This window comes from Escherichia sp. AM3 (assembly GCF_032029835.1).
Classification (GTDB): Bacteria; Pseudomonadota; Gammaproteobacteria; order Enterobacterales; family Enterobacteriaceae; genus Escherichia; species Escherichia coli.
Window position 1 is genome coordinate 38,168 of the sequence record NZ_JAVUPQ010000011.1, and the last position, 23,975, is coordinate 62,142.

Annotated in this window: 26 protein-coding genes; 17 read left to right on the forward strand and 9 right to left on the reverse strand. The window is 50.5% G+C overall.

The window, feature by feature from the left end:
- Window positions 1-178: 178 nt before the first annotated feature.
- Both hdhA and malI read right to left on the reverse strand, forming a co-directional pair.
- Window positions 179-946: a 7-alpha-hydroxysteroid dehydrogenase gene (gene hdhA, locus RTW80_RS07165; protein ID WP_000483353.1), complete on the reverse strand. Its 768-nt coding sequence runs from the start codon at window positions 944-946 to the stop codon at window positions 179-181.
- Window positions 947-1,057: 111 nt separating this feature from the next.
- Complete coding sequence (malI, locus tag RTW80_RS07170) at window positions 1,058-2,086, reverse strand: mal regulon transcriptional regulator MalI (RefSeq protein WP_000179510.1); 1,029 nt, start codon at window positions 2,084-2,086, stop codon at window positions 1,058-1,060.
- A gap of 174 nt (window positions 2,087-2,260) precedes the next feature.
- Here malI and malX point away from each other — a divergent pair, with 174 nt between their 5' ends.
- The 3 genes from malX (at window position 2,261) to add (ending at window position 6,140) form a co-directional block, all read left to right on the forward strand.
- A complete protein-coding gene (malX, locus tag RTW80_RS07175; RefSeq protein WP_000125609.1) occupies window positions 2,261-3,853 on the forward strand; it encodes a PTS maltose transporter subunit IICB in 1,593 nt (530 codons plus the stop codon).
- A 9-nt stretch (window positions 3,854-3,862) separates the two neighbouring features.
- Window positions 3,863-5,035, forward strand: a complete 1,173-nt coding sequence (malY, locus tag RTW80_RS07180) for a bifunctional maltose regulon transcriptional repressor/cystathionine beta-lyase MalY (RefSeq protein ID WP_000459379.1) — start codon at window positions 3,863-3,865, stop codon at window positions 5,033-5,035.
- 103 nt (window positions 5,036-5,138) lie between these two features.
- Window positions 5,139-6,140, forward strand: coding sequence for an adenosine deaminase (gene add / locus RTW80_RS07185; protein WP_000567490.1), 1,002 nt, complete (start codon window positions 5,139-5,141; stop codon window positions 6,138-6,140).
- A gap of 33 nt (window positions 6,141-6,173) precedes the next feature.
- Here add and RTW80_RS07190 read toward each other — a convergent pair whose 3' ends face one another.
- Complete coding sequence (locus RTW80_RS07190; RefSeq protein ID WP_001282516.1) at window positions 6,174-7,214, reverse strand: oxidoreductase; 1,041 nt, start codon at window positions 7,212-7,214, stop codon at window positions 6,174-6,176.
- A gap of 242 nt (window positions 7,215-7,456) precedes the next feature.
- Here RTW80_RS07190 and blr point away from each other — a divergent pair, with 242 nt between their 5' ends.
- The 12 genes from blr (at window position 7,457) to gstA (ending at window position 17,696) form a co-directional block, all read left to right on the forward strand.
- Entirely contained in the window at window positions 7,457-7,582 is a 126-nt protein-coding gene (blr, locus tag RTW80_RS07195; RefSeq protein ID WP_001300888.1) for a division septum protein Blr, read from the forward strand.
- A gap of 272 nt (window positions 7,583-7,854) precedes the next feature.
- Window positions 7,855-8,070 carry a transcription modulator YdgT gene (gene ydgT / locus RTW80_RS07200; RefSeq protein WP_000217950.1) on the forward strand — a complete coding sequence of 72 codons (216 nt, stop codon included), beginning with the start codon at window positions 7,855-7,857 and terminating at the stop codon, window positions 8,068-8,070.
- An 85-nt stretch (window positions 8,071-8,155) separates the two neighbouring features.
- Window positions 8,156-8,596 carry a DUF2569 domain-containing protein gene (locus tag RTW80_RS07205; RefSeq protein ID WP_000214176.1) on the forward strand — a complete coding sequence of 147 codons (441 nt, stop codon included), beginning with the start codon at window positions 8,156-8,158 and terminating at the stop codon, window positions 8,594-8,596.
- Window positions 8,597-8,672: 76 nt separating this feature from the next.
- The gene (gene rsxA / locus RTW80_RS07210) at window positions 8,673-9,254 is read left to right on the forward strand and encodes an electron transport complex subunit RsxA (RefSeq protein WP_000133193.1); all 582 of its coding nucleotides are present in this window, start codon (window positions 8,673-8,675) and stop codon (window positions 9,252-9,254) included.
- On the forward strand, window positions 9,254-9,832 hold the full coding sequence (gene rsxB / locus RTW80_RS07215) for an electron transport complex subunit RsxB (protein WP_000991805.1): 579 nt from the start codon (window positions 9,254-9,256) through the stop codon (window positions 9,830-9,832). Before rsxA ends, rsxB begins: the two co-directional genes overlap by 1 nt.
- Window positions 9,825-11,855 carry an electron transport complex subunit RsxC gene (gene rsxC / locus RTW80_RS07220; protein ID WP_024250378.1) on the forward strand — a complete coding sequence of 677 codons (2,031 nt, stop codon included), beginning with the start codon at window positions 9,825-9,827 and terminating at the stop codon, window positions 11,853-11,855. The genes rsxB and rsxC overlap by 8 nt, the downstream gene beginning before the upstream one ends.
- Window positions 11,856-12,914, forward strand: coding sequence for an electron transport complex subunit RsxD (gene rsxD / locus RTW80_RS07225; protein WP_000231927.1), 1,059 nt, complete (start codon window positions 11,856-11,858; stop codon window positions 12,912-12,914). It begins immediately after the preceding gene.
- Between the two features lie 3 nt (window positions 12,915-12,917).
- Window positions 12,918-13,538 (forward strand): electron transport complex subunit RsxG, encoded by a 621-nt coding sequence (rsxG, locus tag RTW80_RS07230; RefSeq protein WP_000920784.1) that lies wholly within the window; start codon window positions 12,918-12,920, stop codon window positions 13,536-13,538.
- Window positions 13,539-13,541: 3 nt separating this feature from the next.
- Window positions 13,542-14,237 (forward strand): electron transport complex subunit RsxE, encoded by a 696-nt coding sequence (rsxE, locus tag RTW80_RS07235; protein ID WP_001289652.1) that lies wholly within the window; start codon window positions 13,542-13,544, stop codon window positions 14,235-14,237.
- Window positions 14,237-14,872 carry an endonuclease III gene (gene nth, locus RTW80_RS07240; protein WP_001030339.1) on the forward strand — a complete coding sequence of 212 codons (636 nt, stop codon included), beginning with the start codon at window positions 14,237-14,239 and terminating at the stop codon, window positions 14,870-14,872. Before rsxE ends, nth begins: the two co-directional genes overlap by 1 nt.
- A gap of 610 nt (window positions 14,873-15,482) precedes the next feature.
- On the forward strand, window positions 15,483-16,985 hold the full coding sequence (gene dtpA, locus RTW80_RS07245; protein WP_000100932.1) for a dipeptide/tripeptide permease DtpA: 1,503 nt from the start codon (window positions 15,483-15,485) through the stop codon (window positions 16,983-16,985).
- A gap of 105 nt (window positions 16,986-17,090) precedes the next feature.
- A complete protein-coding gene (gene gstA, locus RTW80_RS07250) occupies window positions 17,091-17,696 on the forward strand; it encodes a glutathione transferase GstA (protein WP_000765749.1) in 606 nt (201 codons plus the stop codon).
- Between the two features lie 43 nt (window positions 17,697-17,739).
- Here the strand turns inward: gstA and pdxY are convergent, their stop codons facing one another.
- From pdxY to anmK, 5 genes are all read right to left on the reverse strand, one after another.
- The gene (pdxY, locus tag RTW80_RS07255; protein ID WP_001307229.1) at window positions 17,740-18,603 is read right to left on the reverse strand and encodes a pyridoxal kinase; all 864 of its coding nucleotides are present in this window, start codon (window positions 18,601-18,603) and stop codon (window positions 17,740-17,742) included.
- Between the two features lie 58 nt (window positions 18,604-18,661).
- Window positions 18,662-19,936: a tyrosine--tRNA ligase gene (gene tyrS, locus RTW80_RS07260; protein WP_001295400.1), complete on the reverse strand. Its 1,275-nt coding sequence runs from the start codon at window positions 19,934-19,936 to the stop codon at window positions 18,662-18,664.
- A gap of 128 nt (window positions 19,937-20,064) precedes the next feature.
- Window positions 20,065-20,721 (reverse strand): pyridoxamine 5'-phosphate oxidase, encoded by a 657-nt coding sequence (gene pdxH, locus RTW80_RS07265; protein ID WP_001282319.1) that lies wholly within the window; start codon window positions 20,719-20,721, stop codon window positions 20,065-20,067.
- A gap of 58 nt (window positions 20,722-20,779) precedes the next feature.
- Window positions 20,780-21,109 carry a C-type lysozyme inhibitor gene (gene mliC, locus RTW80_RS07270; RefSeq protein WP_000178044.1) on the reverse strand — a complete coding sequence of 110 codons (330 nt, stop codon included), beginning with the start codon at window positions 21,107-21,109 and terminating at the stop codon, window positions 20,780-20,782.
- 97 nt (window positions 21,110-21,206) lie between these two features.
- A complete protein-coding gene (gene anmK / locus RTW80_RS07275; protein WP_000835077.1) occupies window positions 21,207-22,316 on the reverse strand; it encodes an anhydro-N-acetylmuramic acid kinase in 1,110 nt (369 codons plus the stop codon).
- Window positions 22,317-22,589: 273 nt separating this feature from the next.
- Here anmK and slyB point away from each other — a divergent pair, with 273 nt between their 5' ends.
- The gene (slyB, locus tag RTW80_RS07280; RefSeq protein WP_000597196.1) at window positions 22,590-23,057 is read left to right on the forward strand and encodes an outer membrane lipoprotein SlyB; all 468 of its coding nucleotides are present in this window, start codon (window positions 22,590-22,592) and stop codon (window positions 23,055-23,057) included.
- A 46-nt stretch (window positions 23,058-23,103) separates the two neighbouring features.
- Here slyB and slyA read toward each other — a convergent pair whose 3' ends face one another.
- Window positions 23,104-23,538 carry a transcriptional regulator SlyA gene (gene slyA, locus RTW80_RS07285; RefSeq protein ID WP_001296943.1) on the reverse strand — a complete coding sequence of 145 codons (435 nt, stop codon included), beginning with the start codon at window positions 23,536-23,538 and terminating at the stop codon, window positions 23,104-23,106.
- A 200-nt stretch (window positions 23,539-23,738) separates the two neighbouring features.
- On the opposite strand from slyA, the gene RTW80_RS07290 reads away from it, so the two are divergent.
- The gene (locus RTW80_RS07290) at window positions 23,739-23,975 is read left to right on the forward strand and encodes a DUF1656 domain-containing protein (RefSeq protein ID WP_000670998.1); all 237 of its coding nucleotides are present in this window, start codon (window positions 23,739-23,741) and stop codon (window positions 23,973-23,975) included.

The window sequence follows — 23,975 nt, forward strand, 5'->3', positions numbered from 1 at the left end:
TCAGGTGAGCGCCTATCATTGCTGTTGAATAGTGCGAAGGCACACTCTATTCGTATACTTTTCACTCTGAAATTGGTTAACCAATAGCCGTGATTTGGCTGCCAGTTATTTAGCAGAGACGTTGATGAGTTTATCCCGGTAAACAACACGCACGGTTGTTTACCGGTCCGTTAGTGTATTAATTGAGCTCCTGTACCCCACCACCGGAGACGGTGAGAATTTGTCCGCTTACCCAGCTCGCAGCAGGCGAGCAAAGGAACAGCGCTGCGTTAGCAATATCTTGCGGTTGGCCCAGACGTCTGATCGGCGTGTGCTGTAACATTTTTTGTTCAATTTCTGGTGTAATAACGGATTTCAGGGCATCGGTTAATATTGCCCCCGGCGCAATGCCATTTACCCGAATATTTTTTTCACCCAGGTCAAACGCCATATTTCTGACCAGATGACTGGCCGCAGCTTTAGATGATGCATAGGAAGTCATGTTTATATTTTTATTTTCTGCCGCCATAGAAGTGATGGTCAGAATAACGCCACCGCCATTTTTTTCCATTTCTGGCGCAACAAGTTGTGACAGATGGAAAAAAGAAAACACATTCAGTTCATAAGCACGGCGAAAATCCGCCATTGGCATATCAAACGGTTTAGGTCCACCGCCACCGGCGTTGTTAACCAGAATATCAACTTTACCCAGCTTACTGATAGCAAAGTCTGCCAGTGCAGAGAGTTCCTGTTCGGAAGTAATATCACAACGGCAGGCAAATGCCTGACCACCCAGTTGTTGAATTTCGTCTACAACATGGTTAGCTGCGTCGGCGTTAATATCACTGACCACCACAGATGCGCCAGCTGTCGCGAATGTAATTGCGATTTCTTTACCAATACCTGCACCCGCACCTGTGATGATGGCGCATTTTCCGTCGAGTCTCAGGTTGTCAGAATTAAACACATAAACCTCCTGTGAACTTCAGTAAAAATAAAAGGCACCGCCTGTGTGCCACATTTTTTATCATTAACCTTGAGGAAAGGACACTACCAGGTATAGCAGATAAAGAGAGGATTATTTCGCTGCAATGAGCCGGGCGGGAATAATAAGATTGCGTGAATGCGTCTCTTCATGGGTGATTTTTTGCATCATGCGATCCGCAAGTGTGATACCAAGTTCCCGCGCTGGCGTGCTGGCCCAGGTAACAGGTATATCATCAAGTGTGGTTGGTGTCGCATCGGTAAATGCCGCCAGCGAAACCTGTTGCTCAAAGTAACGATCGACTCCGCTTTCCCCGCTTTGCCGCCCTGCTTTGAGCAAACCAAACCATGCCCCCATCGCAATAGTTTCGTTATAGCAAACCACGGCACTGATGGTCGGGTTATGACGTAAAAGCGCCGTGATAGCTTCCGCGGCTTGCTTCTGGCTGGAAGTGCACTCCAACACCCAATCGCTATGAAACGGCAGGCCAAATTTTAGTAGAGTTGCACAATAGCCCCCAACCCGTTCTGCACGGGTTAATGAGGAACTTTGCCCTCCCAGCCAGGCGATCCGCTGATGCCCATTGCGAATGAGATGCTCCGTCAACAACTGTGCAGCCTGCATGTTGTCCGGGCGAACCGTATCAACATCATCAAGATAACTGGCACGGGAAGCGAAAATCACCGGGATAGCTTTTTCTTCTGCCATCCGTCGCAGGTCATCGCTACTTCCTGCAGCTCCGGCAATTACCACACCATCGACACCCTGATTCAGTAACAGTGAAAACCGCTGTGCCAGCTGCTCACCGTCTTTACCGCCGTGAAGCAAAAAAACCATCCGTCCCTGCGCTTCCAGAGCTTCCGTCAATCCGGCCGTCAATTCGGCGTAAAACGGCGCAGATAAATCACGGACGATCAAACCAATGACGCCGCTTTGCCCGCCGCGCAGCGCCGACGCCTGGCGATTGCGCACAAATCCCAGCTCTTCAATGGCGGCGTTAACGCGTTCTCCTGTGGCGGTAGAGATTCGCCCTTTGCCACTAAGCACCAGCGAAACGGTACTTACCGACACGCCCGCAGCCAGCGCAACATCATGAATGGTTATTTTTTTGGCGGTAGCCATGCAGATGACCTACTCCCTGATTATGTGACAGATAAAACGTTTTACCTTTTATTTATCTTATACCCGCTATTATCGTTGCGTAATGTGATTTATGCCTCACTAAAATTTGATAAAACGTTTTATCTTCTCGCGCAATTTACTGAATCCAGATTGTTCTCTACGAGGAGTCGTTTTATGACGGCGAAAACAGCACCGAAAGTCACGCTGTGGGAGTTCTTCCAGCAGTTAGGCAAAACCTTCATGTTACCCGTGGCATTATTGTCGTTCTGCGGCATTATGCTCGGCATTGGTAGTTCTCTTAGCAGCCATGATGTCATAACCCTGATCCCGGTCCTGGGCAACCCCGTGTTGCAGGCTATCTTTACCTGGATGAGTAAGATTGGCTCGTTTGCTTTTAGTTTCCTGCCTGTCATGTTCTGTATCGCCATCCCGCTGGGCCTGGCACGCGAAAATAAAGGCGTAGCGGCATTCGCTGGCTTCGTCGGTTATGCGGTAATGAACCTCGCGGTAAACTTCTGGTTGACCAATAAAGGCATTCTGCCAACCACGGATGCCGCGGTTCTGAAAGCCAATAACATCCAGAGCATTCTTGGGATCCAGTCGATCGATACCGGGATCCTCGGTGCGGTGATCGCCGGTATTATCGTCTGGATGCTGCATGAGCGTTTCCATAATATCCGCCTGCCGGATGCGCTGGCATTCTTCGGCGGTACGCGCTTCGTACCAATTATCTCCTCGCTGGTGATGGGCCTTGTCGGCCTGGTGATTCCATTAGTCTGGCCGATTTTCGCCATGGGTATTAGCGGCTTGGGCCATATGATAAACAGCGCGGGTGATTTCGGACCGATGCTGTTTGGTACCGGTGAACGTCTGCTGTTGCCGTTTGGTCTGCATCACATTCTGGTGGCATTAATTCGCTTTACCGACGCAGGCGGCACGCAGGAAGTCTGCGGTCAAACCGTCAGCGGCGCACTGACCATCTTCCAGGCGCAATTGAGTTGCCCGACCACTCACGGTTTTTCTGAAAGCGCCACGCGTTTCCTTTCGCAAGGTAAAATGCCTGCGTTTCTCGGCGGTCTGCCAGGTGCAGCGTTAGCTATGTATCACTGCGCGCGCCCGGAAAATCGCCATAAAATTAAAGGTCTGCTGATTTCTGGCCTGATCGCCTGCGTCGTTGGCGGCACTACCGAACCGCTGGAATTCCTGTTCCTGTTCGTAGCGCCAGTTCTGTATGTCATCCACGCGCTGTTAACCGGCCTCGGCTTCACCGTCATGTCTGTGCTCGGCGTCACCATCGGTAATACCGACGGCAATATCATCGACTTCGTGGTGTTCGGTATTTTGCATGGTCTGTCAACCAAGTGGTACATGGTGCCAGTGGTGGCGGCAATCTGGTTTGTCGTTTACTACGTCATCTTCCGTTTCGCTATCACCCGCTTCAATCTGAAAACCCCGGGGCGCGATAGCGAAGTTGCCAGCTCAATCGAAAAAGCCGTTGCCGGTGCGCCGGGTAAATCAGGTTACAACGTTCCTGCAATCCTCGAAGCATTAGGCGGTGCCGACAATATTGTCAGCCTCGATAACTGCATTACCCGTCTGCGTTTGTCTGTGAAAGATATGTCGCTTGTTAATGTGCAGGCACTGAAGGACAATCGGGCAATTGGCGTAGTACAACTTAATCAACATAACCTGCAGGTTGTTATCGGGCCACAAGTTCAGTCAGTAAAAGATGAAATGGCCGGTCTGATGCATACTGTCCAGGCATAAGGATAAGATATGTTCGATTTTTCAAAGGTCGTGGATCGTCATGGCACATGGTGTACACAGTGGGATTATGTCGCTGACCGTTTCGGCACTGCTGACCTGTTACCGTTCACGATTTCAGACATGGATTTTGCCACTGCCCCCTGCATTATCGAGGCGCTGAATCAGCGCCTGATGCACGGCGTATTTGGCTACAGCCGCTGGAAAAACGATGAGTTTCTCGCGGCTATTGCCCACTGGTTTTCCACCCAGCATTACACCGCCATCGATTCTCAGACGGTGGTGTATGGCCCTTCTGTCATCTATATGGTTTCAGAACTGATTCGTCAGTGGTCTGAAACAGGTGAAGGCGTGGTGATCCACACACCCGCCTATGACGCATTTTACAAGGCCATTGAAGGTAACCAGCGCACAGTAATGCCCGTTGCTTTAGAGAAGCAGGCTGATGGTTGGTTTTGCGATATGGGCAAGTTGGAAGCCGTGTTGGCGAAACCAGAATGTAAAATTATGCTCCTGTGTAGCCCACAGAATCCTACCGGGAAAGTGTGGACGTGCGATGAGCTGGAGATCATGGCTGACCTGTGCGAGCGTCATGGTGTGCGGGTTATTTCCGATGAAATCCATATGGATATGGTTTGGGGCGAGCAGCCGCATATTCCCTGGAGTAATGTGGCTCGCGGAGACTGGGCGTTGCTAACGTCGGGCTCGAAAAGTTTCAATATTCCCGCCCTGACCGGTGCTTACGGGATTATAGAAAATAGCAGTAGCCGCGATGCCTATTTATCGGCACTGAAAGGCCGTGATGGGCTTTCTTCCCCTTCGGTACTGGCGTTAACTGCCCATATCGCCGCCTATCAGCAAGGCGCGCCGTGGCTGGATGCCTTACGCATCTATCTGAAAGATAACCTGACGTATATCGCAGATAAAATGAACGCCGCGTTTCCTGAACTCAACTGGCAGATCCCACAATCCACTTATCTGGCATGGCTTGATTTACGTCCGTTGAATATTGACGACAACGCGTTGCAAAAAGCACTTATCGAACAAGAAAAAGTCGCGATCATGCCGGGGTATACCTACGGTGAAGAAGGTCGTGGTTTTGTCCGTCTCAATGCCGGCTGCCCACGTTCGAAACTGGAAAAAGGTGTGGCTGGATTAATTAACGCCATCCGCGCTGTTCGTTAACCCCAATTGCGCAACGTAAAAAATCGTTGCGCAATCGTGGATTTTTACCCTGCTTTGTTTTTATAATGGTGCGCACTTTTATATCCAGAAAAAGAGTGCGACCATGATTGATACCACCCTGCCATTAACTGATATCCATCGCCACCTTGATGGCAACATTCGTCCCCAGACCATTCTTGAACTTGGCCGCCAGTATAATATCTCGCTTCCTGCACAATCCCTGGAAACACTGATTCCCCACGTTCAGGTCATTGCCAACGAACCCGATCTGGTGAGCTTTCTGACCAAACTTGATTGGGGCGTTAAAGTTCTCGCCTCTCTTGATGCCTGTCGCCGCGTGGCATTTGAAAACATTGAAGATGCAGCCCGTCACGGCCTGCACTATGTCGAGCTGCGTTTTTCACCAGGCTACATGGCAATGGCACATCAGCTGCCTGTAGCGGGTGTTGTCGAAGCGGTGATCGATGGCGTACGTGAAGGTTGCCGCACCTTTGGTGTGCAGGCGAAGCTTATCGGCATTATGAGCCGGACCTTCGGCGAAGCCGCCTGTCAGCAAGAGCTGGAGGCCTTTTTAGCCCACCGTGACCAGATTACCGCACTTGATTTAGCCGGTGATGAACTTGGTTTCCCGGGAAGTCTGTTCCTTTCTCACTTCAACCGCGCGCGTGATGCGGGCTGGCATATTACCGTCCATGCAGGCGAAGCTGCCGGGCCGGAAAGCATCTGGCAGGCGATTCGTGAACTGGGTGCGGAGCGTATTGGACATGGCGTAAAAGCCATTGAAGATCGGGCGCTGATGGATTTTCTCGCCGAGCAACAAATTGGTATTGAATCCTGTCTGACCTCCAATATTCAGACCAGCACCGTAGCAGAGCTGGCTGCACATCCGCTGAAAACGTTCCTTGAGCATGGCATTCGTGCCAGCATTAACACTGACGATCCCGGCGTACAGGGAGTGGATATCATTCACGAATATACCGTTGCCGCGCCAGCTGCTGGGTTATCCCGCGAGCAAATCCGCCAGGCACAGATTAATGGTCTGGAAATGGCTTTCCTCAGCGCTGAGGAAAAACGCGCACTGCGAGAAAAAGTCGCCGCGAAGTAACAAAATGGATGGTGCAAATGCACCATCCATTTTTCATGCAAGGCACAAAGTCGCGCGATGTTTGGCGGATTCGATGCCCAGCTCAATCAACTCCATTACCTGGATTGCCTGGCTTGCCGGAACCGGATTTTCACCATCGCCATTTAACGCATCACGAATAGCCGCATAGTAAGCCGGATAATTCCCAGGCACCGTCAACAGCGTTTCTTCGACACGTTCCTCACCTTCCACGCGGGTAAGTACGCCATCACGCATATCGTAGCCCCAGTCTTCCTGCGGTAGACGCTCGCCATTTTTCAGACGTTCTTCCTGTGGATCGAGGCCATATTTCACATAACTGCCTCGGGATCCATGCACGATATACCGTGCTGACTCAGCGGCTGCCAGCATGGTACCGTGTAAAATGACTCGCCGCTGTGGATAGGACAAGATGGCGTGGAAATAATCGGTCGACTGCGCTCCGGGCCGTAACTGTGCCAAATCTACCGTCATGCTGACCGGTAAACCAAAAAGCGTAATGGCCTGATCAAGAAGATGTGGTGCTAAATCGTACCAGATACCGCTGCCTGGGCCGCCCTGTTCACGCCAACGATCGCGCACCTGCGGACGGAAGCGGTCAAAATGAGACTCAAAGTAAGCAACTTCACCCAGCACGCCTTCCGCGAGTAAACCTTTTAGCGTCAAGAAATCGCTATCCCAGCGACGGTTATGGAATACAGACAGCACACGCCCCAGGCTTTTTGCCAGCGCATCCAGCTCTCGCGCTTGTGACAGTGTCACGGTAAAGGGTTTATCAACGACCACATGTTTACCCGCCTCAAGCGCCGCTTTGGCTAACGGGAAATGGGTATCGTTGGGTGTAGGAATGACAATCAGGTCTATGTTGGGATCGTTAAACAGATGCTTCGGCTCAGAGACAACCGTAACCGTTGGCCAGTCGGCTTTTACTTTTGTTTCATCACTGCTGGAGATTACCGCCAGTTCCAGCCCGGGCGTGCCCGCAATCAGGGGCGCATGGAAGGTTTTGCTCGCATAACCATACCCAATCAACCCAACACGGATGTTGTCGCTCATGTCATTGCCTCTCATTGAAGTATGATGGCTATTTGACACTATCCTTTACCCACGCTCAACAGTTTAATAACCTGCCAGCAATAAGGGATGTTGTTTAACTTAAGTCAAAAAAATAGCGAATTTTCCAACGACAAAAGCTAAATATCGCAAAAACCTCAGTAAAAATCTTGCTGGAGCTATTATTGCTAAGTAACATTTACCCCCTGAAGTTAATGGATCAATCAAGAGAGATGTGGGCTGTAATGAATCGTCTTATTGAATTAACAGGTTGGATCGTTCTTGTCGTTTCAGTCATTCTTCTTGGCGTGGCGAGTCACATTGACAACTATCAGCCACCTGAACAGAGTGCTTCGGTACAACACAAGTAAGCTCTGCACTTGTGGAGCGACATGCTGCCCGTCCGGGTGCATGTTTTCACTTGTCGGATATTAAACCAGGAATTTATTATCTTGTTCGATGTTGTTGGTGATTGTCAGGGATAGTAAAGCGCGTTACTCTTTTCAGAGCAGTTTTTCATCCCTGAATATTTGCCATCAGCGCATTCTTATTATTGTAATAACACAAGCGTTCACTTTTGGTGAAATTTTATCATCACTAATAATACCTACCCCTTTGGTATTAATTATTTTATGGACCTTTTATGACTGTTCAGGACTACTTATTAAAATTTCGCAAAATCAGTTCACTCGAAAGTCTGGAAAAACTCTACGACCATCTTAATTACACCCTGACGGACGATCAGGAACTGATCAATATGTATCGTGCTGCCGATCACCGTCGCGCAGAGCTGGTTTCTGGCGGGCGTTTGTTTGACCTCGGCCAGGTACCGAAGTCCGTCTGGCACTATGTCCAATAAAGAAAGTAGCGATCGGTTATAAAAGCCTTATAATAACGCCCCTAAAATTAGATTTGCCTGTTTGCGTCGCTATTCTGGAGAACCTATGACCACCACAACGCCACAACGTATTGGAGGCTGGTTGCTTGGCCCGTTGGCCTGGCTTTTAGTCGCTCTGTTGAGTACGACGCTGGCGTTGTTGCTGTATACCGCTGCGTTATCTTCTCCGCAAACATTTCAAACGCTCGGCGGACAAGCACTGACGACACAAATCTTATGGGGCGTTTCTTTTATTACCGCTATCGCCATGTGGTATTACACACTGTGGTTGACCATCGCTTTCTTTAAACGTCGGCGTTGTGTTCCTAAACACTATATTATCTGGCTGCTTATTTCCGTATTGCTGGCAGTAAAAGCATTCGCTTTTTCACCCGTGGAAGATGGCATAGCCGTTCGCCAGTTGCTGTTTACTTTGTTGGCAACCGCATTGATCGTCCCCTATTTCAAACGCTCGTCGCGGGTAAAAGCGACGTTTGTGAATCCGTAATAACCTTACAGTTAACCTGTTGTCGCCTGCTCTGGATTAACGGATAATAGGCGGCTTTTTTATTTCAGGCCGAAAAATGACTGACTACCTGTTACTGTTTGTCGGAACTGTACTGGTCAATAACTTTGTACTGGTCAAGTTTCTCGGTCTCTGTCCGTTTATGGGGGTTTCCAAAAAACTGGAAACCGCGATGGGCATGGGGCTGGCAACAACGTTTGTGATGACGCTGGCGTCTATTTGCGCCTGGCTTATCGATACGTGGATTTTGATCCCACTTAATCTGATTTACCTGCGCACCCTGGCATTTATTCTGGTGATTGCTGTGGTCGTGCAGTTCACCGAGATGGTGGTGCGCAAAACCAGCCCGGTGCTTTACCGTCTGCTGGGGATTTTTTTGCCGCTTATCACCACCAACTGTGCAGTGCTCGGCGTGGCGTTGCTGAATATCAATCTCGGGCACAATTTCTTGCAGTCGGCGCTGTACGGTTTTTCCGCCGCTGTCGGTTTCTCGCTGGTGATGGTGCTCTTCGCCGCCATCCGCGAACGCCTTGCTGTGGCTGATGTCCCGGCACCTTTTCGCGGTAATGCCATTGCGTTAATTACCGCAGGTCTTATGTCTCTGGCCTTTATGGGCTTTAGTGGTTTGGTGAAGTTGTAATGAATGCTATCTGGATTGCCGTTGCCGCCGTGAGCCTGCTGGGCCTGGCGTTTGGCGCCATTCTGGGTTATGCCTCCCGCCGTTTTGCGGTGGAAGACGATCCGGTCGTTGAGAAAATTGACGAAATCTTACCGCAGAGCCAGTGTGGTCAGTGCGGTTATCCCGGCTGTCGCCCCTACGCGGAAGCCATCAGCTGTAACGGTGAAAAAATCAACCGTTGCGCCCCAGGTGGCGAAGCTGTGATGCTAAAAATTGCCGAGTTGCTTAATGTCGAGCCGCAGCCGCTGGATGGCGAAGCGCAAGAGATAACGCCTGCGCGGATGGTGGCGGTTATTGATGAAAATAACTGTATTGGCTGCACTAAATGTATTCAGGCGTGTCCGGTAGACGCCATCGTTGGCGCTACCCGTGCCATGCATACGGTAATGAGTGATCTCTGTACGGGCTGCAATTTATGTGTTGATCCGTGCCCGACGCACTGCATCTCGTTGCAACCGGTCGCAGAAACACCTGACTCCTGGAAATGGGATCTGAACACCATTCCCGTGCGTATCATTCCCGTGGAACACCATGCTTAAGTTATTCTCTGCATTCAGAAAAAATAAAATCTGGGATTTCAACGGCGGCATCCATCCACCGGAGATGAAAACCCAGTCCAACGGTACACCCCTGCGCCAGGTACCCCTGGCGCAGCGTTTTGTTATTCCACTGAAACAGCATATTGGCGCTGAAGGTGAGTTGTGCGTTAGCGTCGGCGATAAAGTATTGCGCGGCCAGCCGCTTACCCGTGGTCGCGGCAAAATGCTGCCTGTTCACGCGCCCACCTCGGGTACCGTTACGGCTATTGCGCCCCACTCTACGGCTCATCCTTCAGCTTTAGCTGAATTAAGCGTGATTATTGATGCCGATGGTGAAGACTGCTGGATCCCGCGCGACGGCTGGGCCGATTATCGCACTCGCAGTCGCGAAGAGTTAATCGAGCGCATACATCAGTTTGGTGTTGCCGGGCTGGGCGGTGCAGGATTCCCGACAGGCGTTAAATTGCAGGGTGGCGGAGATAAGATTGAAACGTTGATTATCAACGCGGCTGAGTGCGAGCCGTACATTACCGCCGATGACCGTTTGATGCAGGATTGCGCGGCTCAGGTCGTAGAGGGTATTCGCATTCTTGCGCATATTCTGCAGCCACGCGAAATTCTTATCGGCATTGAAGATAACAAACCGCAGGCGATTTCCATGCTGCGCGCGGTGCTGGCGGACTCTAACGATATTTCTCTGCGGGTGATTCCAACCAAATATCCTTCTGGCGGTGCTAAACAATTAACCTACATTCTGACCGGGAAGCAGGTTCCACATGGCGGGCGTTCATCCGATATCGGCGTATTAATGCAAAACGTCGGCACTGCTTATGCAGTGAAACGTGCCGTTATTGATGGCGAGCCGATTACCGAGCGTGTTGTAACCCTGACTGGCGAAGCAATCGCTCGCCCGGGCAACGTCTGGGCACGGCTGGGGACGCCAGTGCGTCATTTATTGAATGATGCCGGATTCTGCCCCTCTGCCGATCAAATGGTGATTATGGGTGGCCCGCTAATGGGCTTTACCTTGCCATGGCTGGATGTCCCGGTCGTAAAGATTACCAACTGTCTGTTGGCTCCCTCTGCCAATGAACTTGGCGAACCACAGGAAGAACAAAGCTGCATCCGGTGTAGCGCCTGTGCTGACGCCTGCCCTGCGGATCTTTTGCCGCAACAGTTGTACTGGTTCAGCAAAGGTCAGCAACACGATAAAGCTACCACGCATAACATTGCTGATTGCATTGAATGTGGGGCTTGCGCGTGGGTTTGCCCGAGCAATATTCCCCTGGTGCAATATTTCCGTCAGGAAAAAGCTGAAATTGCGGCTATTCGTCAGGAAGAAAAGCGCGCCGCAGAAGCCAAAGCGCGTTTCGAAGCGCGCCAGGCTCGTCTGGAGCGCGAAAAAGCGGCTCGCCTTGAACGACATAAGAGCGCAGCCGTTCAACCTGCAGCCAAAGATAAAGATGCGATTGCTGCCGCTCTGGCGCGGGTGAAAGAGAAACAGGCCCAGGCTACACAGCCTATTGTGATTAAAGCGGGCGAACGCCCGGATAACAGTGCAATTATTGCAGCACGGGAAGCCCGTAAAGCGCAAGCCAGAGCGAAACAGGCAGAACTGCAGCAAACTAACGACGCAGCAACCGTTGCTGATCCACGTAAAACTGCCGTTGAAGCAGCTATCGCCCGCGCCAAAGCGCGCAAGCTGGAACAGCAACAGGCTAATGCGGAACCAGAACAACAGGTCGATCCGCGCAAAGCCGCCGTCGAAGCCGCTATTGCCCGTGCCAAAGCGCGCAAGCTGGAACAGCAACAGGCTAATGCGGAACCAGAAGAACAGGTTGATCCGCGCAAAGCCGCCGTCGAAGCCGCTATTGCCCGTGCCAAAGCGCGCAAGCTGGAACAGCAACAGACTAACGCAGAACCAGAAGAACAGGTTGATCCGCGCAAAGCGGCAGTTGCCGCGGCTATTGCCCGCGCTCAGGCCAAAAAAGCCGCCCAGCAGAAGGTTGTAAACGAGGACTAAATGGTATTCAGAATAGCTAGCTCCCCTTATACCCATAACCAGCGCCAGACATCGCGCATTATGCTGTTGGTGTTGCTCGCAGCCGTGCCAGGAATCGCAGCGCAACTGTGGTTTTTTGGTTGGGGTACTCTCGTTCAGATCCTGTTGGCATCGGTTAGTGCTCTGTTAGCCGAAGCTCTCGTACTCAAACTACGCAAGCAGTCGGTAGCCGCAACGTTGAAAGATAACTCAGCATTGCTGACAGGCTTATTGCTGGCGGTAAGTATTCCCCCCCTCGCGCCATGGTGGATGGTCGTGCTGGGTACGGTGTTTGCGGTGATCATCGCTAAACAGTTGTATGGCGGTCTGGGACAAAACCCGTTTAATCCGGCAATGATTGGTTATGTGGTCTTACTGATCTCCTTCCCCGTGCAGATGACCAGCTGGTTACCGCCACATGAAATTGCGGTCAACATCCCTGGTTTTATCGACGCCATCCAGGTTATTTTTAGCGGTCATACCGCCAGTGGTGGTGATATGAACACACTACGCTTAGGTATTGATGGCATTAGTCAGGCGACACCGCTGGATACATTTAAAACCTCTGTCCGTGCCGGTCATTCGGTTGAACAGATTATGCAATATCCGATCTACAGCGGTATTCTGGCGGGCGCTGGTTGGCAATGGGTAAATCTCGCCTGGCTGGCTGGCGGCGTATGGTTGCTATGGCAGAAAGCGATTCGCTGGCATATTCCCCTCAGCTTCTTAGTAACGCTGGCGTTATGCGCAATGTTGGGCTGGTTGTTCTCACCAGAAACACTGGCAGCACCGCAAATTCATCTGCTGTCTGGAGCGACCATGCTCGGCGCATTCTTTATTTTGACTGACCCGGTTACCGCTTCTACGACCAATCGTGGTCGTCTTATTTTCGGCGCGCTTGCGGGCTTATTAGTCTGGTTGATCCGCAGTTTCGGCGGCTATCCTGACGGCGTGGCTTTTGCCGTCCTGCTGGCGAACATCACGGTTCCTCTGATCGATTACTACACGCGTCCGCGCGTCTACGGCCATCGCAAAGGGTAAACCATGCTGAAAACTATCCGAAAACACGGCATTACGTTGGCGCTATTTGCAGCGGGTTCAACAGGGTTAACTGCGGCCATCAACCAGATGACCAAAACGACGATTGCTGAACAGGCCAGTCTGCAACAAAAGGCGTTATTTGATCAGGTGCTGCCAGCCGAACGCTATAACAATGCGCTGGCACAGAGTTGCTATCTGGTAACTGCGCCAGAGTTAGGTAAAGGTGAGCATCGGGTTTACATCGCCAAACAGGATGACAAACCGGTAGCCGCCGTTCTGGAAGCAACCGCGCCAGATGGCTATTCCGGTGCGATTCAGCTGCTGGTGGGAGCCGATTTTAACGGCACGGTACTTGGCACGCGCGTGACAGAGCACCACGAAACGCCAGGGCTTGGCGATAAAATCGAACTGCGCCTTTCTGACTGGATCACCCATTTTGCGGGTAAAAAAATCAGTGGTGCAGATGATGCGCACTGGGCGGTGAAGAAAGATGGTGGTGATTTCGACCAGTTCACCGGCGCGACGATTACTCCCCGCGCGGTGGTTAATGCGGTAAAACGCGCCGGATTGTACGCTCAGACGTTACCGGCACAACTTTCTCAACTTCCTGCCTGTGGAGAATAAAGCGTGAGCGAAATTAAAGACGTTATTGTTCAGGGGTTGTGGAAAAACAACTCTGCGCTGGTCCAGTTGCTCGGCCTTTGTCCTCTGTTGGCGGTCACGTCCACTGCCACTAACGCTCTGGGTTTAGGACTTGCGACTACGCTGGTACTGACGCTGACCAACCTGACCATTTCGACGCTGCGTCACTGGACGCCAGCCGAGATCCGCATTCCCATTTACGTGATGATCATCGCCTCGGTGGTCAGCGCTGTACAGATGCTGATCAACGCCTACGCCTTTGGCCTGTATCAATCATTAGGGATTTTTATTCCGCTGATTGTCACTAACTGTATCGTTGTGGGCCGCGCTGAAGCCTTCGCCGCCAAAAAAGGTCCGGCGCTTTCGGCACTGGACGGCTTTTCAATTGGTATGGGCGCAACCTGCGCCATGTTCGTGCTGGGTTCACTACGCGAAATTATCGGCAATGGCACATTGTTTGACGGTGCAGATGCGCTGTTAGGTAGCTGGGCAAAAGTATTACGCGTGGAGATTTTCCACACCGACTCCCCTTTCCTGCTGGCGATGCTGCCACCAGGTGCATTTATTGGTCTGGGACTGATGCTGGCAGGAAAATACCTGATTGATGAAAGAATGAAAAAGCGCCGTGCTGAAGCAGCTGCAGAACGTGCATTGCCAAACGGTGAAACAGGGAATGTCTGATGAATAAAGCAAAACGCCTGGAGATCCTCACTCGCCTGCGTGAGAACAATCCTCATCCCACCACCGAGCTTAATTTCAGTTCGCCTTTTGAATTGCTGATTGCCGTACTGCTTTCCGCTCAGGCGACCGATGTCAGTGTTAATAAGGCGACGGCGAAACTCTACCCGGTGGCGAATACGCCTGCAGCGATGCTTGAACTGGGCGTTGAAGGGGTGAAAACCTATATCAAAACGATTGGGCTTTATAACAGCAAAGCAGAAAATATCATCAAAACCTGCCGTATCTTGCTGGAGCAGCATAATGGCGAGGTTCCGGAAGATCGTGCTGCGCTTGAAGCCCTGCCCGGCGTAGGTCGTAAAACAGCCAACGTCGTATTAAACACTGCATTCGGCTGGCCGACTATTGCTGTCGACACGCACATTTTCCGCGTTTGTAATCGTACTCAATTTGCGCCGGGGAAAAACGTCGAACAGGTAGAAGAAAAGCTACTGAAAGTGGTTCCGGCAGAGTTTAAAGTCGACTGCCACCATTGGTTGATCCTGCACGGGCGTTATACCTGCATTGCCCGCAAGCCCCGCTGTGGCTCTTGTATTATTGAAGATCTTTGTGAATACAAAGAGAAAGTTGACATCTGAAGAAAAGGGGTAACACCGATTACCCCATTGATAACCTTTCTTTATCCTCTTTTAAAACATCTTTTTAACGTCAATGATGCCATTGCTTAGCGTTATCATCAGGTAATCCGTTTGCGGATAACCAAAAATGCAGGTTAATTGTTTTTTTAATAGCGAAATTTTCTATTCATTCGTGATCAAGATCACGATGCTGTCGCAATGTAAAAACATTGCAAGAATCAGGTTAAAATCATTTAAATTTACACACGCAACAAATATTGACCTACAAAACATTACACTGGCTATTTTTAAGAAACTGGACTATCTCACTAGTAAAAACGCTAAATAGCAGAACATATCGCCGTTAAGCCATCACCCCCCTCTCAGTGCAGTGAAAAAATCTGCCGTTACGTTTTTTGAAAAATTTAACGCTGGATAACATTTCCCGGAATGGTTGAATTCCCCGCCTCAGTTATATGTAACAGATTATTACAAAGGACTTGTCTGAAAGTGCAAGATAGTGAACATTACCTGCCGTTTCCCCTCCCACTATAACAATTGCGCGTATGTTTTTTATACATAACGCGAGAAAGCACCCCCGTTAATATGGGATGTAAAAAAAGAGGTAAAAGTGTCCACTGCAAACCAAAAACCAACTGAAAGCGTCAGTTTGAACGCTTTCAAACAACCGAAGGCGTTCTATCTCATCTTCTCGATTGAGTTATGGGAACGTTTTGGTTATTACGGCCTACAAGGAATTATGGCTGTTTACCTGGTTAAACAACTGGGTATGTCTGAAGCGGATTCAATCACCCTTTTCTCTTCCTTTAGTGCCCTGGTTTATGGTCTGGTCGCTATCGGCGGCTGGTTAGGTGACAAGGTACTGGGTACTAAACGCGTAATTATGCTCGGCGCTATTGTGCTGGCGATTGGTTATGCTCTGGTTGCCTGGTCTGGTCACGACGCCGGTATCGTTTATATGGGTATGGCGGCTATTGCGGTCGGTAACGGCCTGTTTAAAGCTAACCCGTCTTCTCTGCTTTCTACATGCTATGAGAAAAACGACCCGCGTCTGGACGGTGCATTCACCATGTACTACATGTCCGTCAACATCGGCTCTTTCTTCTCTATGATTGCTACGCCGTGGCTGGCCGCGAAATACGGCTGGAGTGTTGCGTTTGCGTTGAGCGTTGTAGGCCTGCTGATCACTATCGTTAACTTCGCCTTCTGCCAACGCTGGGTTAAACAGTACGGTTCAAAACCAGACTTCGAGCCTATCAACTACCGTAACCTGCTGCTGACCATTATTGGTGTTGTGGCACTGATCGCTATCGCCACCTGGCTGCTGCACAATCAGGAAGTTGCGCGTATGGCGCTGGGCGTTGTTGCCTTCGGTATCGTGGTTATCTTCGGTAAAGAAGCCTTCGCGATGAAAGGTGCTGCGCGTCGTAAAATGATCGTTGCCTTCATCCTGATGCTCGAAGCCATTATCTTCTTCGTGCTGTACAGCCAGATGCCAACGTCACTGAACTTCTTTGCGATTCGTAACGTTGAGCACTCCATTCTGGGTCTGGCCGTAGAACCTGAGCAGTATCAGGCACTGAACCCGTTCTGGATCATCATCGGTAGTCCGATTCTGGCCGCTATCTATAACAAGATGGGCGATACCCTGCCGATGCCAACCAAGTTTGCAATCGGCATGGTGATGTGTTCTGGTGCGTTCCTGATTCTGCCGCTGGGTGCGAAATTCGCGTCTGACGCTGGTATCGTGTCTGTAAGCTGGCTGGTCGCAAGCTATGGCCTGCAGAGCATCGGGGAACTGATGATCTCTGGTCTGGGTCTGGCAATGGTTGCTCAACTCGTTCCGCAGCGTCTGATGGGCTTCATTATGGGTAGCTGGTTCCTGACCACTGCCGGTGCAAACCTGATTGGTGGTTATGTTGCGGGTATGATGGCTGTGCCGGATAACGTTACCGATCCGCTGATGTCACTGGAAGTCTATGGTCGCGTATTCTTGCAGATTGGTGTCGCTACTGCCGTTATTGCAGTACTGATGCTGCTGACCGCGCCGAAACTGCACCGCATGACGCAGGATGACGCTGCAGACAAAGCGGCGAAAGCAGCCGTAGCGTAAAATTCAGGGAAACTCTTTTACAAGCCGCTAACTTTTCGTTAGCGGCTTTTTTTTTGTTCAGCAACGCACTACCATACTTTAAACCACAGACAAAAGGAGTTACCGATGAAATTGTTCTACAAACCGGGTGCCTGCTCTCTCGCTTCCCATATCACCCTGCGTGAGAGCGGAAAGGATTTTACCCTCGTCAGTGTGGATTTAATGAAAAAACGTCTCGAAAACGGTGACGATTACTTTGCCGTTAACCCTAAGGGGCAGGTGCCTGCATTGCTGCTGGATGACGGTACTTTGCTGACGGAAGGCGTAGCGATTATGCAGTATCTTGCCGACAGCGTCCCCGACCGCCAGTTGCTGGCACCGGTAAACAGTATTTCCCGCTATAAAACCATCGAATGGCTGAATTACATCGCCACCGAGCTGCATAAAGGTTTCACACCTCTGTTTCGCCCTGATACACCGGAAGAGTACAAACCGACAGTTCGCGCGCAGCTGGAGAAGAAGCTGCAATATGTGAACGAGGCACTGAAGGATGAGCACTGGATCTGCGGGCAAAGATTTACAATTGCTGATGCCTATCTGTTTACGGTTCTGCGCTGGGCATACGCGGTGAAACTGAATCTGGAAGGGTTAGAGCACATTGCAGCATTTATGCAACGTATGGCTGAACGTCCGGAAGTACAAGACGCGCTGTCAGCGGAAGGCTTAAAGTAATAGCCATCGGCCCACAGGTCGTTGTGGGCCGAAATGAGATATTTCAGAGCTTTGTTGCGCTGAAGTAATGTTCTGGTTTGGCAATACGATCCTGAGCAGCCACCACTTGCAGCTCATATTCCTGCATTGCTTTGGTGGTCACCATGATTTCGTAGACTGCAGCGGTCACATGTTCCAGCGCCTCCTGCAGCGTTGCCCCCTGAAGCAGTTTCACCAGCAGTAAACCGCTCGTCACATCACCAACACCTACCGGCTGGCGCATACCAAAATCCACCAGCGGACGGCTGATATGCCAGGCTTCATCGGCGGTGACCAGCAGCATTTCAAAACGGTCACGGCTGTAGCCAGCTCGCGCCAGGTGTTTAACCAACACAATTTGTGGCCCTTGCGCAATGAGTTCGCGCGCTGCCAGAACCGCTTCTTCGACGTTATTTACCGCATGCTCACAGAGTATTTCCAGCTCAACCAGATTTGGCGCAATGATATCGCTGGCAGGCAAACCGTGCCGCACATGAAACTCTGCGACACCCGGTGCAACGATACAGCCTTTTTCCGGATGACCCATTACCGGATCGCAAAAATATTTCGCCTGCGGATTCGCGGCTTTCACCTGACGGACGATACCGAGGATATGTTCACCCTGCTCCGCCGATCCCAGATAGCCACTTAATACGGCATCACAGGTGTGTAATTTATCAATGGCGGCAATGCCTTGCACAATTTCGGTTAAATGGCTGGGCGGCATCACGCAGCCAGTCCATTTGCCGTATTGGGTGTGATTAGAAAATTGAACGGTGTTCAGCGGCCAGACGTTCGCGCCCAGGCGGCGCATCGGAAACTCTGCCGCACTGTTACCCGCATGACCATAAACAACGTGAGACTGGATAGCGAGAATATTTTTCATCATGTTCCCTGTATAAAAACCAGGGGGAGTGATTTCTCACTCCCCCTTTCCACTTAATGCATTATTTCCAGCAAATCAGACAGTAATTCTTTTTACCGCGACGCAGTAAGGTAAAACGACCAAACAGACGATCTTCTTCTTTAAAGAAGTATTCAGGATCGGACTGTTTTTCACCGTTAATGGTGATGGCATTGGAGGCGATAGTTTTACGTGCCTGACCACGGGAAGGTTGCAGTTCAGAATCGACCAGTGCCTGCATCAGGTCTGCGCCCTTTTCCATCTCAACCATCGGTACGCCGTCCTGCGCCAGCTGTTCGAAGTCCGCTTCACTCAGCGCACTCAAAGAACCGCTGAACAGGCATTCGGTAATACGTTTTGCCGCCTGTAAACCTTCTTCACCGTGAACCAGACGAGTCACCTGCTCCGCCAGTACATACTGGGCGCGCGGTGCTTTACCGCTGTTTTTATCTTCTTCTTCCAGGGCGTTGATCTCTTCAATGCTCATAAAGGTGAAGAACTTCAGGAAGCGGTAAACGTCGGCATCCGCAGTGTTGATCCAGAACTGGTAGAATTTGTACGGGCTGGTTTTCTTCGGATCCAACCAGACTGCGCCGCCTTCAGTTTTACCAAATTTGGTGCCATCTGCTTTAGTGATCAGCGGAACGGTCAGGCCAAACACCTGATTCTGATGCAGACGACGGGTCAGGTCGATACCAGAAGTGATGTTACCCCACTGGTCAGAACCACCAATTTGCAGCACCACACCGTACTGTTTGTTCAGACAGGCGAAGTCATAACCCTGCAACAGGTTGTAGGAAAACTCAGTGAACGAAATCCCCTGATCTTCACGGTTGAGACGCTGCTTAACCGCTTCTTTGTTGATCATCTGGTTAACGGAGAAGTGTTTGCCAATATCGCGCAGGAAGGTCAGCACATTCATATTGCCGAACCAGTCATAGTTGTTCGCCGCGATAGCAGAGTTTTCTCCACAGTCGAAATCGAGGAACGGGGCAACCTGCTTACGGATTTTGTCCACCCACTCCTGAACAGTTTCTTCGGTGTTCAGCTTACGCTCGGCAGCTTTGAAGCTCGGGTCGCCAATCAGACCCGTCGCGCCGCCTACCAGCGCAACCGGCTTGTGGCCCGCCTGCTGGAAGCGTTTCAGGCATAACAATGGAACAAGATGCCCCAAATGCAAGCTGTCAGCGGTAGGATCGAAGCCGCAATAGAGCGCGATCGGGCCTTGCGCCAGTCGCTCTGCTAACGCTTCCTCGTCCGTCACCTGGGCTACCAGCCCCCGCTCTTGCAATTGTTTAATCAAGTTACTGCTTGCCATCAAAATCTCCATGTATATAACGACTGCACCTTTGCCGGTACACGACTTTTCGCCAGATGCGAAAGAGACATAGAATAAAGTGCCAGAATCAGGAGTACCAGCGATTAAAGCAAGATTTTTGCATCTTTTCAGGGTGCAAGACGATCAATCTTCCACGCATCATTTTCACGCTGGTACAAAAAGCGGTCATGCAGGCGATGCTCACCACCCTGCCAGAACTCAATCTGTTCAAGGCTGACGCGAAAACCGCCCCAAAAGCTCGGCAATGGCACTTCGCCCTGTTGAAACTTCTGCTTCAGCTCCAGGAATTTACTTTCAAGGATACCGCGGGCAGAAATGCGACTGGACTGCTTCGAAACCCATGCACCAATCTGGCTATCACGCGGGCGGCTATGAAAATATTTCATCACTTCGAGAGTCGAAAGTCGTTCTGCTTTACCGATCACCATCACCTGGCGCTCAAGGGTATGCCACGGGAACAGCAGGCTAACGCGCGGATTATTTTCGATTTGATGTGCTTTACGGCTGCCGAGGTTGGTGTAAAACACCATGCCTTTTTCGTCGTAATGTTTGAGTAAAACGATGCGCTGATAAGGCTGACCATGTTCATCCACGGTAGCGACCACCATCGCGGTAGGGTCCGCCAGTTTGGCTTCACAAGCCTGAGAGAGCCAACGTTCAAAAAGGGTTAATGGATCGGCGGGAAGATCGCGGCGGCGTAACCCGCCTTTGGTGTATTCACGGCGCAGATGCGCGATTTGCTGCAATTCGTCGTTATCAGACATGGTTTTCTTTACGGATTGTCAGTGGGTGACGCTATTGTGCGCCGCCCCTGGAAAAATCTCAACGCTGTGGATTTTGTAACTGACAGTTATTCAAGACGATGCGGTCGCGTTTATAGACAGTCGCTTCATCGCCTTTCGACCAGAAAACATAGATTCCGTCAGTGTAACGCGCGCCAGAGGCTGAAATGCCCTGTTTGAGATGCAGTAGTTGATTATCGTAAACAAAACTGACCTCCTGGCGCGGATTATTCAGTTTGACCGTCAACGGTTTTTCATCACACTGGTATTCCAGCGTATCGGTTTGCATGCGCTCAACCAGCTGATTAAAGGCGCTACAGCCGGAGAGAAGGACCGGCAAAATGATAATTAACAGTTTTTTCATAGTCATATCCCGAAGACTTTCCTGGTCTGGAGGGCAATACGCCCTCCCTAACGTTCCAAGTGTAACGGCAGACGCGGTAAGAAAAATTCAGTTAACTCTGATATCACGGGTTAGCGGGGAAAATAGCCCCCAGTACCGTCTCCTGGCTTGCGCCAGTGACGGAAGGCAGATTTCCTGGTAATCCCGCCAGCGTCCGCCAGGCAAGCCAGGCGAAAGCCAATGCTTCCATGTCATCGCCACTAATACCAACGGCATCGGTGGTGGTGACTTCTGTGCCTGGCAGTAATGCCGCCAGACGCGCCATGAGTAGCGGATTACGACTACCTCCACCACATACCATCAATCGTTCGCAGCCACCGCTCAACAAAACTTGTTCAGAAATGGTCACGGCGGTGAGTTCTGCCAGTGTCGCCTGCACATCTCGGGGATCAACACCCGGAAAATGGCGCAAATGGCGCTCCAGCCAACCATAGTTAAAGTATTCGCGTCCGGTGCTTTTCGGTGCAGGTTGCGAGAAATACGGGTCGCTGAGCATATTTTGCAGCAGTGGGAGAATAACTTTACCCGCCCGTGCCCACTCGGCATCTTTATCGTAAGGTTTACCGGCCTGACGCCAGATCCAGGCATCCATCAGCATGTTACCAGGACCGGTATCGTAGCCCCCAACCGGCTGCCCAGGAATGAGCAGTGACAGATTGGCGATGCCGCCAATATTGAGCACCATTCGTCGCTCGGTTGGGTGAGCCAGCAGCGCATGATGGAACGCAGGTACCAGCGGTGCGCCTTGTCCTCCCAAGGCAATATCGCGACGGCGAAAATCACCGACAACCGTAATTCCGGTGCGTGCCACAATTTGATTGTTATCGCCAATCTGTAAAGTGTGTGGTGCCACGCCCGTCGGTTCATGCCAGACGGTTTGACCGTGACAACCGATCGCAACTATATCTCTTGCCTGCAGATTTTGTTCCTTAAGCAAGGCATTGACCGCATCAGCAAAAAGTCGCCCGAGTTGAGTATCAAGCTGTCCAAACTGCGAAAGTGTAAGCTGCTGGCCCTGGCAAATATCCAGTACAGCCTGTTTCAGAGATACCGGGATCGGCCAACTCAAACTTGCCAGCTGTGCGACCCGGTGTTCATCAATTGTCGCCAACACAACATCAACACCATCAAGGCTGGTGCCTGACATAACGCCAATAAAGCGGCCCGATTTCATAGTTCATCCTTTTTCAATCTGACGTTTGCGCACCACTCAAACATAAACTTTTCGTGAATACCATGCGGAATGACCGATTTTTACCGTTGGTAGTAAAACATTATCTTCAAATCAATAATCATCATGAATGTTTTGTTTATAATTGGTTGATCCTACTTTCATTATGATTTGCTCATATTTGGTAGAACATGTAACCATGGATTCACATATGCCATATACTTTGACCATGAGGGATGCTTGCGTGGCGTTTCATGGTGAACAGGAGATTTTTCAATGATTAAACGCGTATTGGTTGTTTCAATGGTAGGTCTGTCTCTTGTCGGTTGTGTTAATAACGACACCCTGTCAGGGGATGTTTATACCGCTTCTGAAGCGAAACAAGTACAGAATGTCAGCTATGGCACCATCGTTAACGTACGTCCGGTACAGATTCAGGGCGGTGATGATTCCAACGTTATCGGTGCAATTGGCGGTGCTGTTCTTGGTGGTTTCCTGGGGAATACTGTTGGTGGCGGAACCGGGCGTTCTCTGGCTACTGCAGCAGGCGCTGTTGCAGGTGGCGTAGCTGGTCAGGGCGTACAGAGTGCAATGAACAAAACGCAGGGTGTCGAGCTGGAAATTCGTAAAGACGATGGTAATACCATCATGGTGGTACAGAAACAAGGCAACACTCGTTTCTCTCCGGGCCAACGTGTCGTACTGGCCAGCAATGGCAGTCAGGTGACCGTTTCTCCGCGCTAAATAAGTTTGCGTGTGGTCAGGTTACTGACCACACGCCCCCTTCATTTCACCCTTTGGCCTGTAACTCAATGATATTATGCTCAAGTTTTGCGATGAGCGTAATCAGTTGCTCCAGTTCCTCTGCGGAGATGCCATGTAATATTTCCGCGCGGGTTTTGTTAATAACAGCTTCCATTTCGCTGATCAGCGGCTCTGCCTTTTCCGTCAGTTTAATACGTTTAGCCCGACGATCGCTGGCACAAGTTTGACGCGAAATTAACCCTTTTTCTTCCAGTTGGTCCAGAGTACGGACCAGTGATGGCTGCTCGATGCCAATCGCTTTTGCCAGTTGAATTTGCGACTGGTCTGGAGGTAACTGATGGATATTGTGTAACGTAACCCAATGGGTTTGTGTTAACTCCAGCGGTTTCAGGCGATGGTCTATCAGAGCACGCCATATGCGCACCAACCGTGCCAGATCAGAACCTAGTGGCGATTCCAATTTCATCTCCTTATAATTAGCTTGCTAAGATATTATGCGGCTTTTAGAATAGTGTGCAGCAATTGTATTGCTAAAACAAATGTATTGCTGCATTTGGTTACCGTCAGACATATTTTTCAGAAATTGCGCGTAAATTTTTCGCACTTAAAGAATATTTATTAATCTAACGCAATATATTCGGTCGTAAAGGAATCTACTTTGTGAAGTTTATGCTCAATGCAACAGGATTGCCCTTACAAGATCTGGTGTTCGGTGCGTCCGTCTACTTTCCTCCGTTTTTCAAAGCCTTCGCGTTTGGATTCGTCATCTGGCTTGTCGTACACCGCCTGCTTCGTGGCTGGATCTACGCCGGTGACATCTGGCATCCCTTGTTAATGGATTTATCGCTGTTTGCGATTTGCGTTTGCCTTGCTCTGGCAATACTGATTGCGTGGTAA

Bases quoted from the DNA above. Each gene is read 5' to 3' on its own strand.
- mliC (WP_000178044.1), bottom strand. From the start codon at position 21,109: ATGACTATGAAAAAACTGTTAATTATCATTTTGCCGGTCCTTCTCTCC.
- ydgT (WP_000217950.1), top strand. From the start codon at position 7,855: ATGACTGTTCAGGACTACTTATTAAAATTTCGCAAAATCAGTTCACTC.
- add (WP_000567490.1), top strand. From the start codon at position 5,139: ATGATTGATACCACCCTGCCATTAACTGATATCCATCGCCACCTTGAT.
- rsxC (WP_024250378.1), top strand. From the start codon at position 9,825: ATGCTTAAGTTATTCTCTGCATTCAGAAAAAATAAAATCTGGGATTTC.
- malX (WP_000125609.1), top strand. From the start codon at position 2,261: ATGACGGCGAAAACAGCACCGAAAGTCACGCTGTGGGAGTTCTTCCAG.
- rsxG (WP_000920784.1), top strand. From the start codon at position 12,918: ATGCTGAAAACTATCCGAAAACACGGCATTACGTTGGCGCTATTTGCA.
- pdxH (WP_001282319.1), bottom strand. From the start codon at position 20,721: ATGTCTGATAACGACGAATTGCAGCAAATCGCGCATCTGCGCCGTGAA.
- nth (WP_001030339.1), top strand. From the start codon at position 14,237: ATGAATAAAGCAAAACGCCTGGAGATCCTCACTCGCCTGCGTGAGAAC.
- malI (WP_000179510.1), bottom strand. From the start codon at position 2,086: ATGGCTACCGCCAAAAAAATAACCATTCATGATGTTGCGCTGGCTGCG.
- anmK (WP_000835077.1), bottom strand. From the start codon at position 22,316: ATGAAATCGGGCCGCTTTATTGGCGTTATGTCAGGCACCAGCCTTGAT.
- pdxY (WP_001307229.1), bottom strand. From the start codon at position 18,603: ATGATGAAAAATATTCTCGCTATCCAGTCTCACGTTGTTTATGGTCAT.
- RTW80_RS07190 (WP_001282516.1), bottom strand. From the start codon at position 7,214: ATGAGCGACAACATCCGTGTTGGGTTGATTGGGTATGGTTATGCGAGC.
- slyB (WP_000597196.1), top strand. From the start codon at position 22,590: ATGATTAAACGCGTATTGGTTGTTTCAATGGTAGGTCTGTCTCTTGTC.
- rsxA (WP_000133193.1), top strand. From the start codon at position 8,673: ATGACTGACTACCTGTTACTGTTTGTCGGAACTGTACTGGTCAATAAC.
- blr (WP_001300888.1), top strand. From the start codon at position 7,457: ATGAATCGTCTTATTGAATTAACAGGTTGGATCGTTCTTGTCGTTTCA.
- rsxD (WP_000231927.1), top strand. From the start codon at position 11,856: ATGGTATTCAGAATAGCTAGCTCCCCTTATACCCATAACCAGCGCCAG.
- rsxB (WP_000991805.1), top strand. From the start codon at position 9,254: ATGAATGCTATCTGGATTGCCGTTGCCGCCGTGAGCCTGCTGGGCCTG.
- gstA (WP_000765749.1), top strand. From the start codon at position 17,091: ATGAAATTGTTCTACAAACCGGGTGCCTGCTCTCTCGCTTCCCATATC.
- RTW80_RS07205 (WP_000214176.1), top strand. From the start codon at position 8,156: ATGACCACCACAACGCCACAACGTATTGGAGGCTGGTTGCTTGGCCCG.
- malY (WP_000459379.1), top strand. From the start codon at position 3,863: ATGTTCGATTTTTCAAAGGTCGTGGATCGTCATGGCACATGGTGTACA.
- tyrS (WP_001295400.1), bottom strand. From the start codon at position 19,936: ATGGCAAGCAGTAACTTGATTAAACAATTGCAAGAGCGGGGGCTGGTA.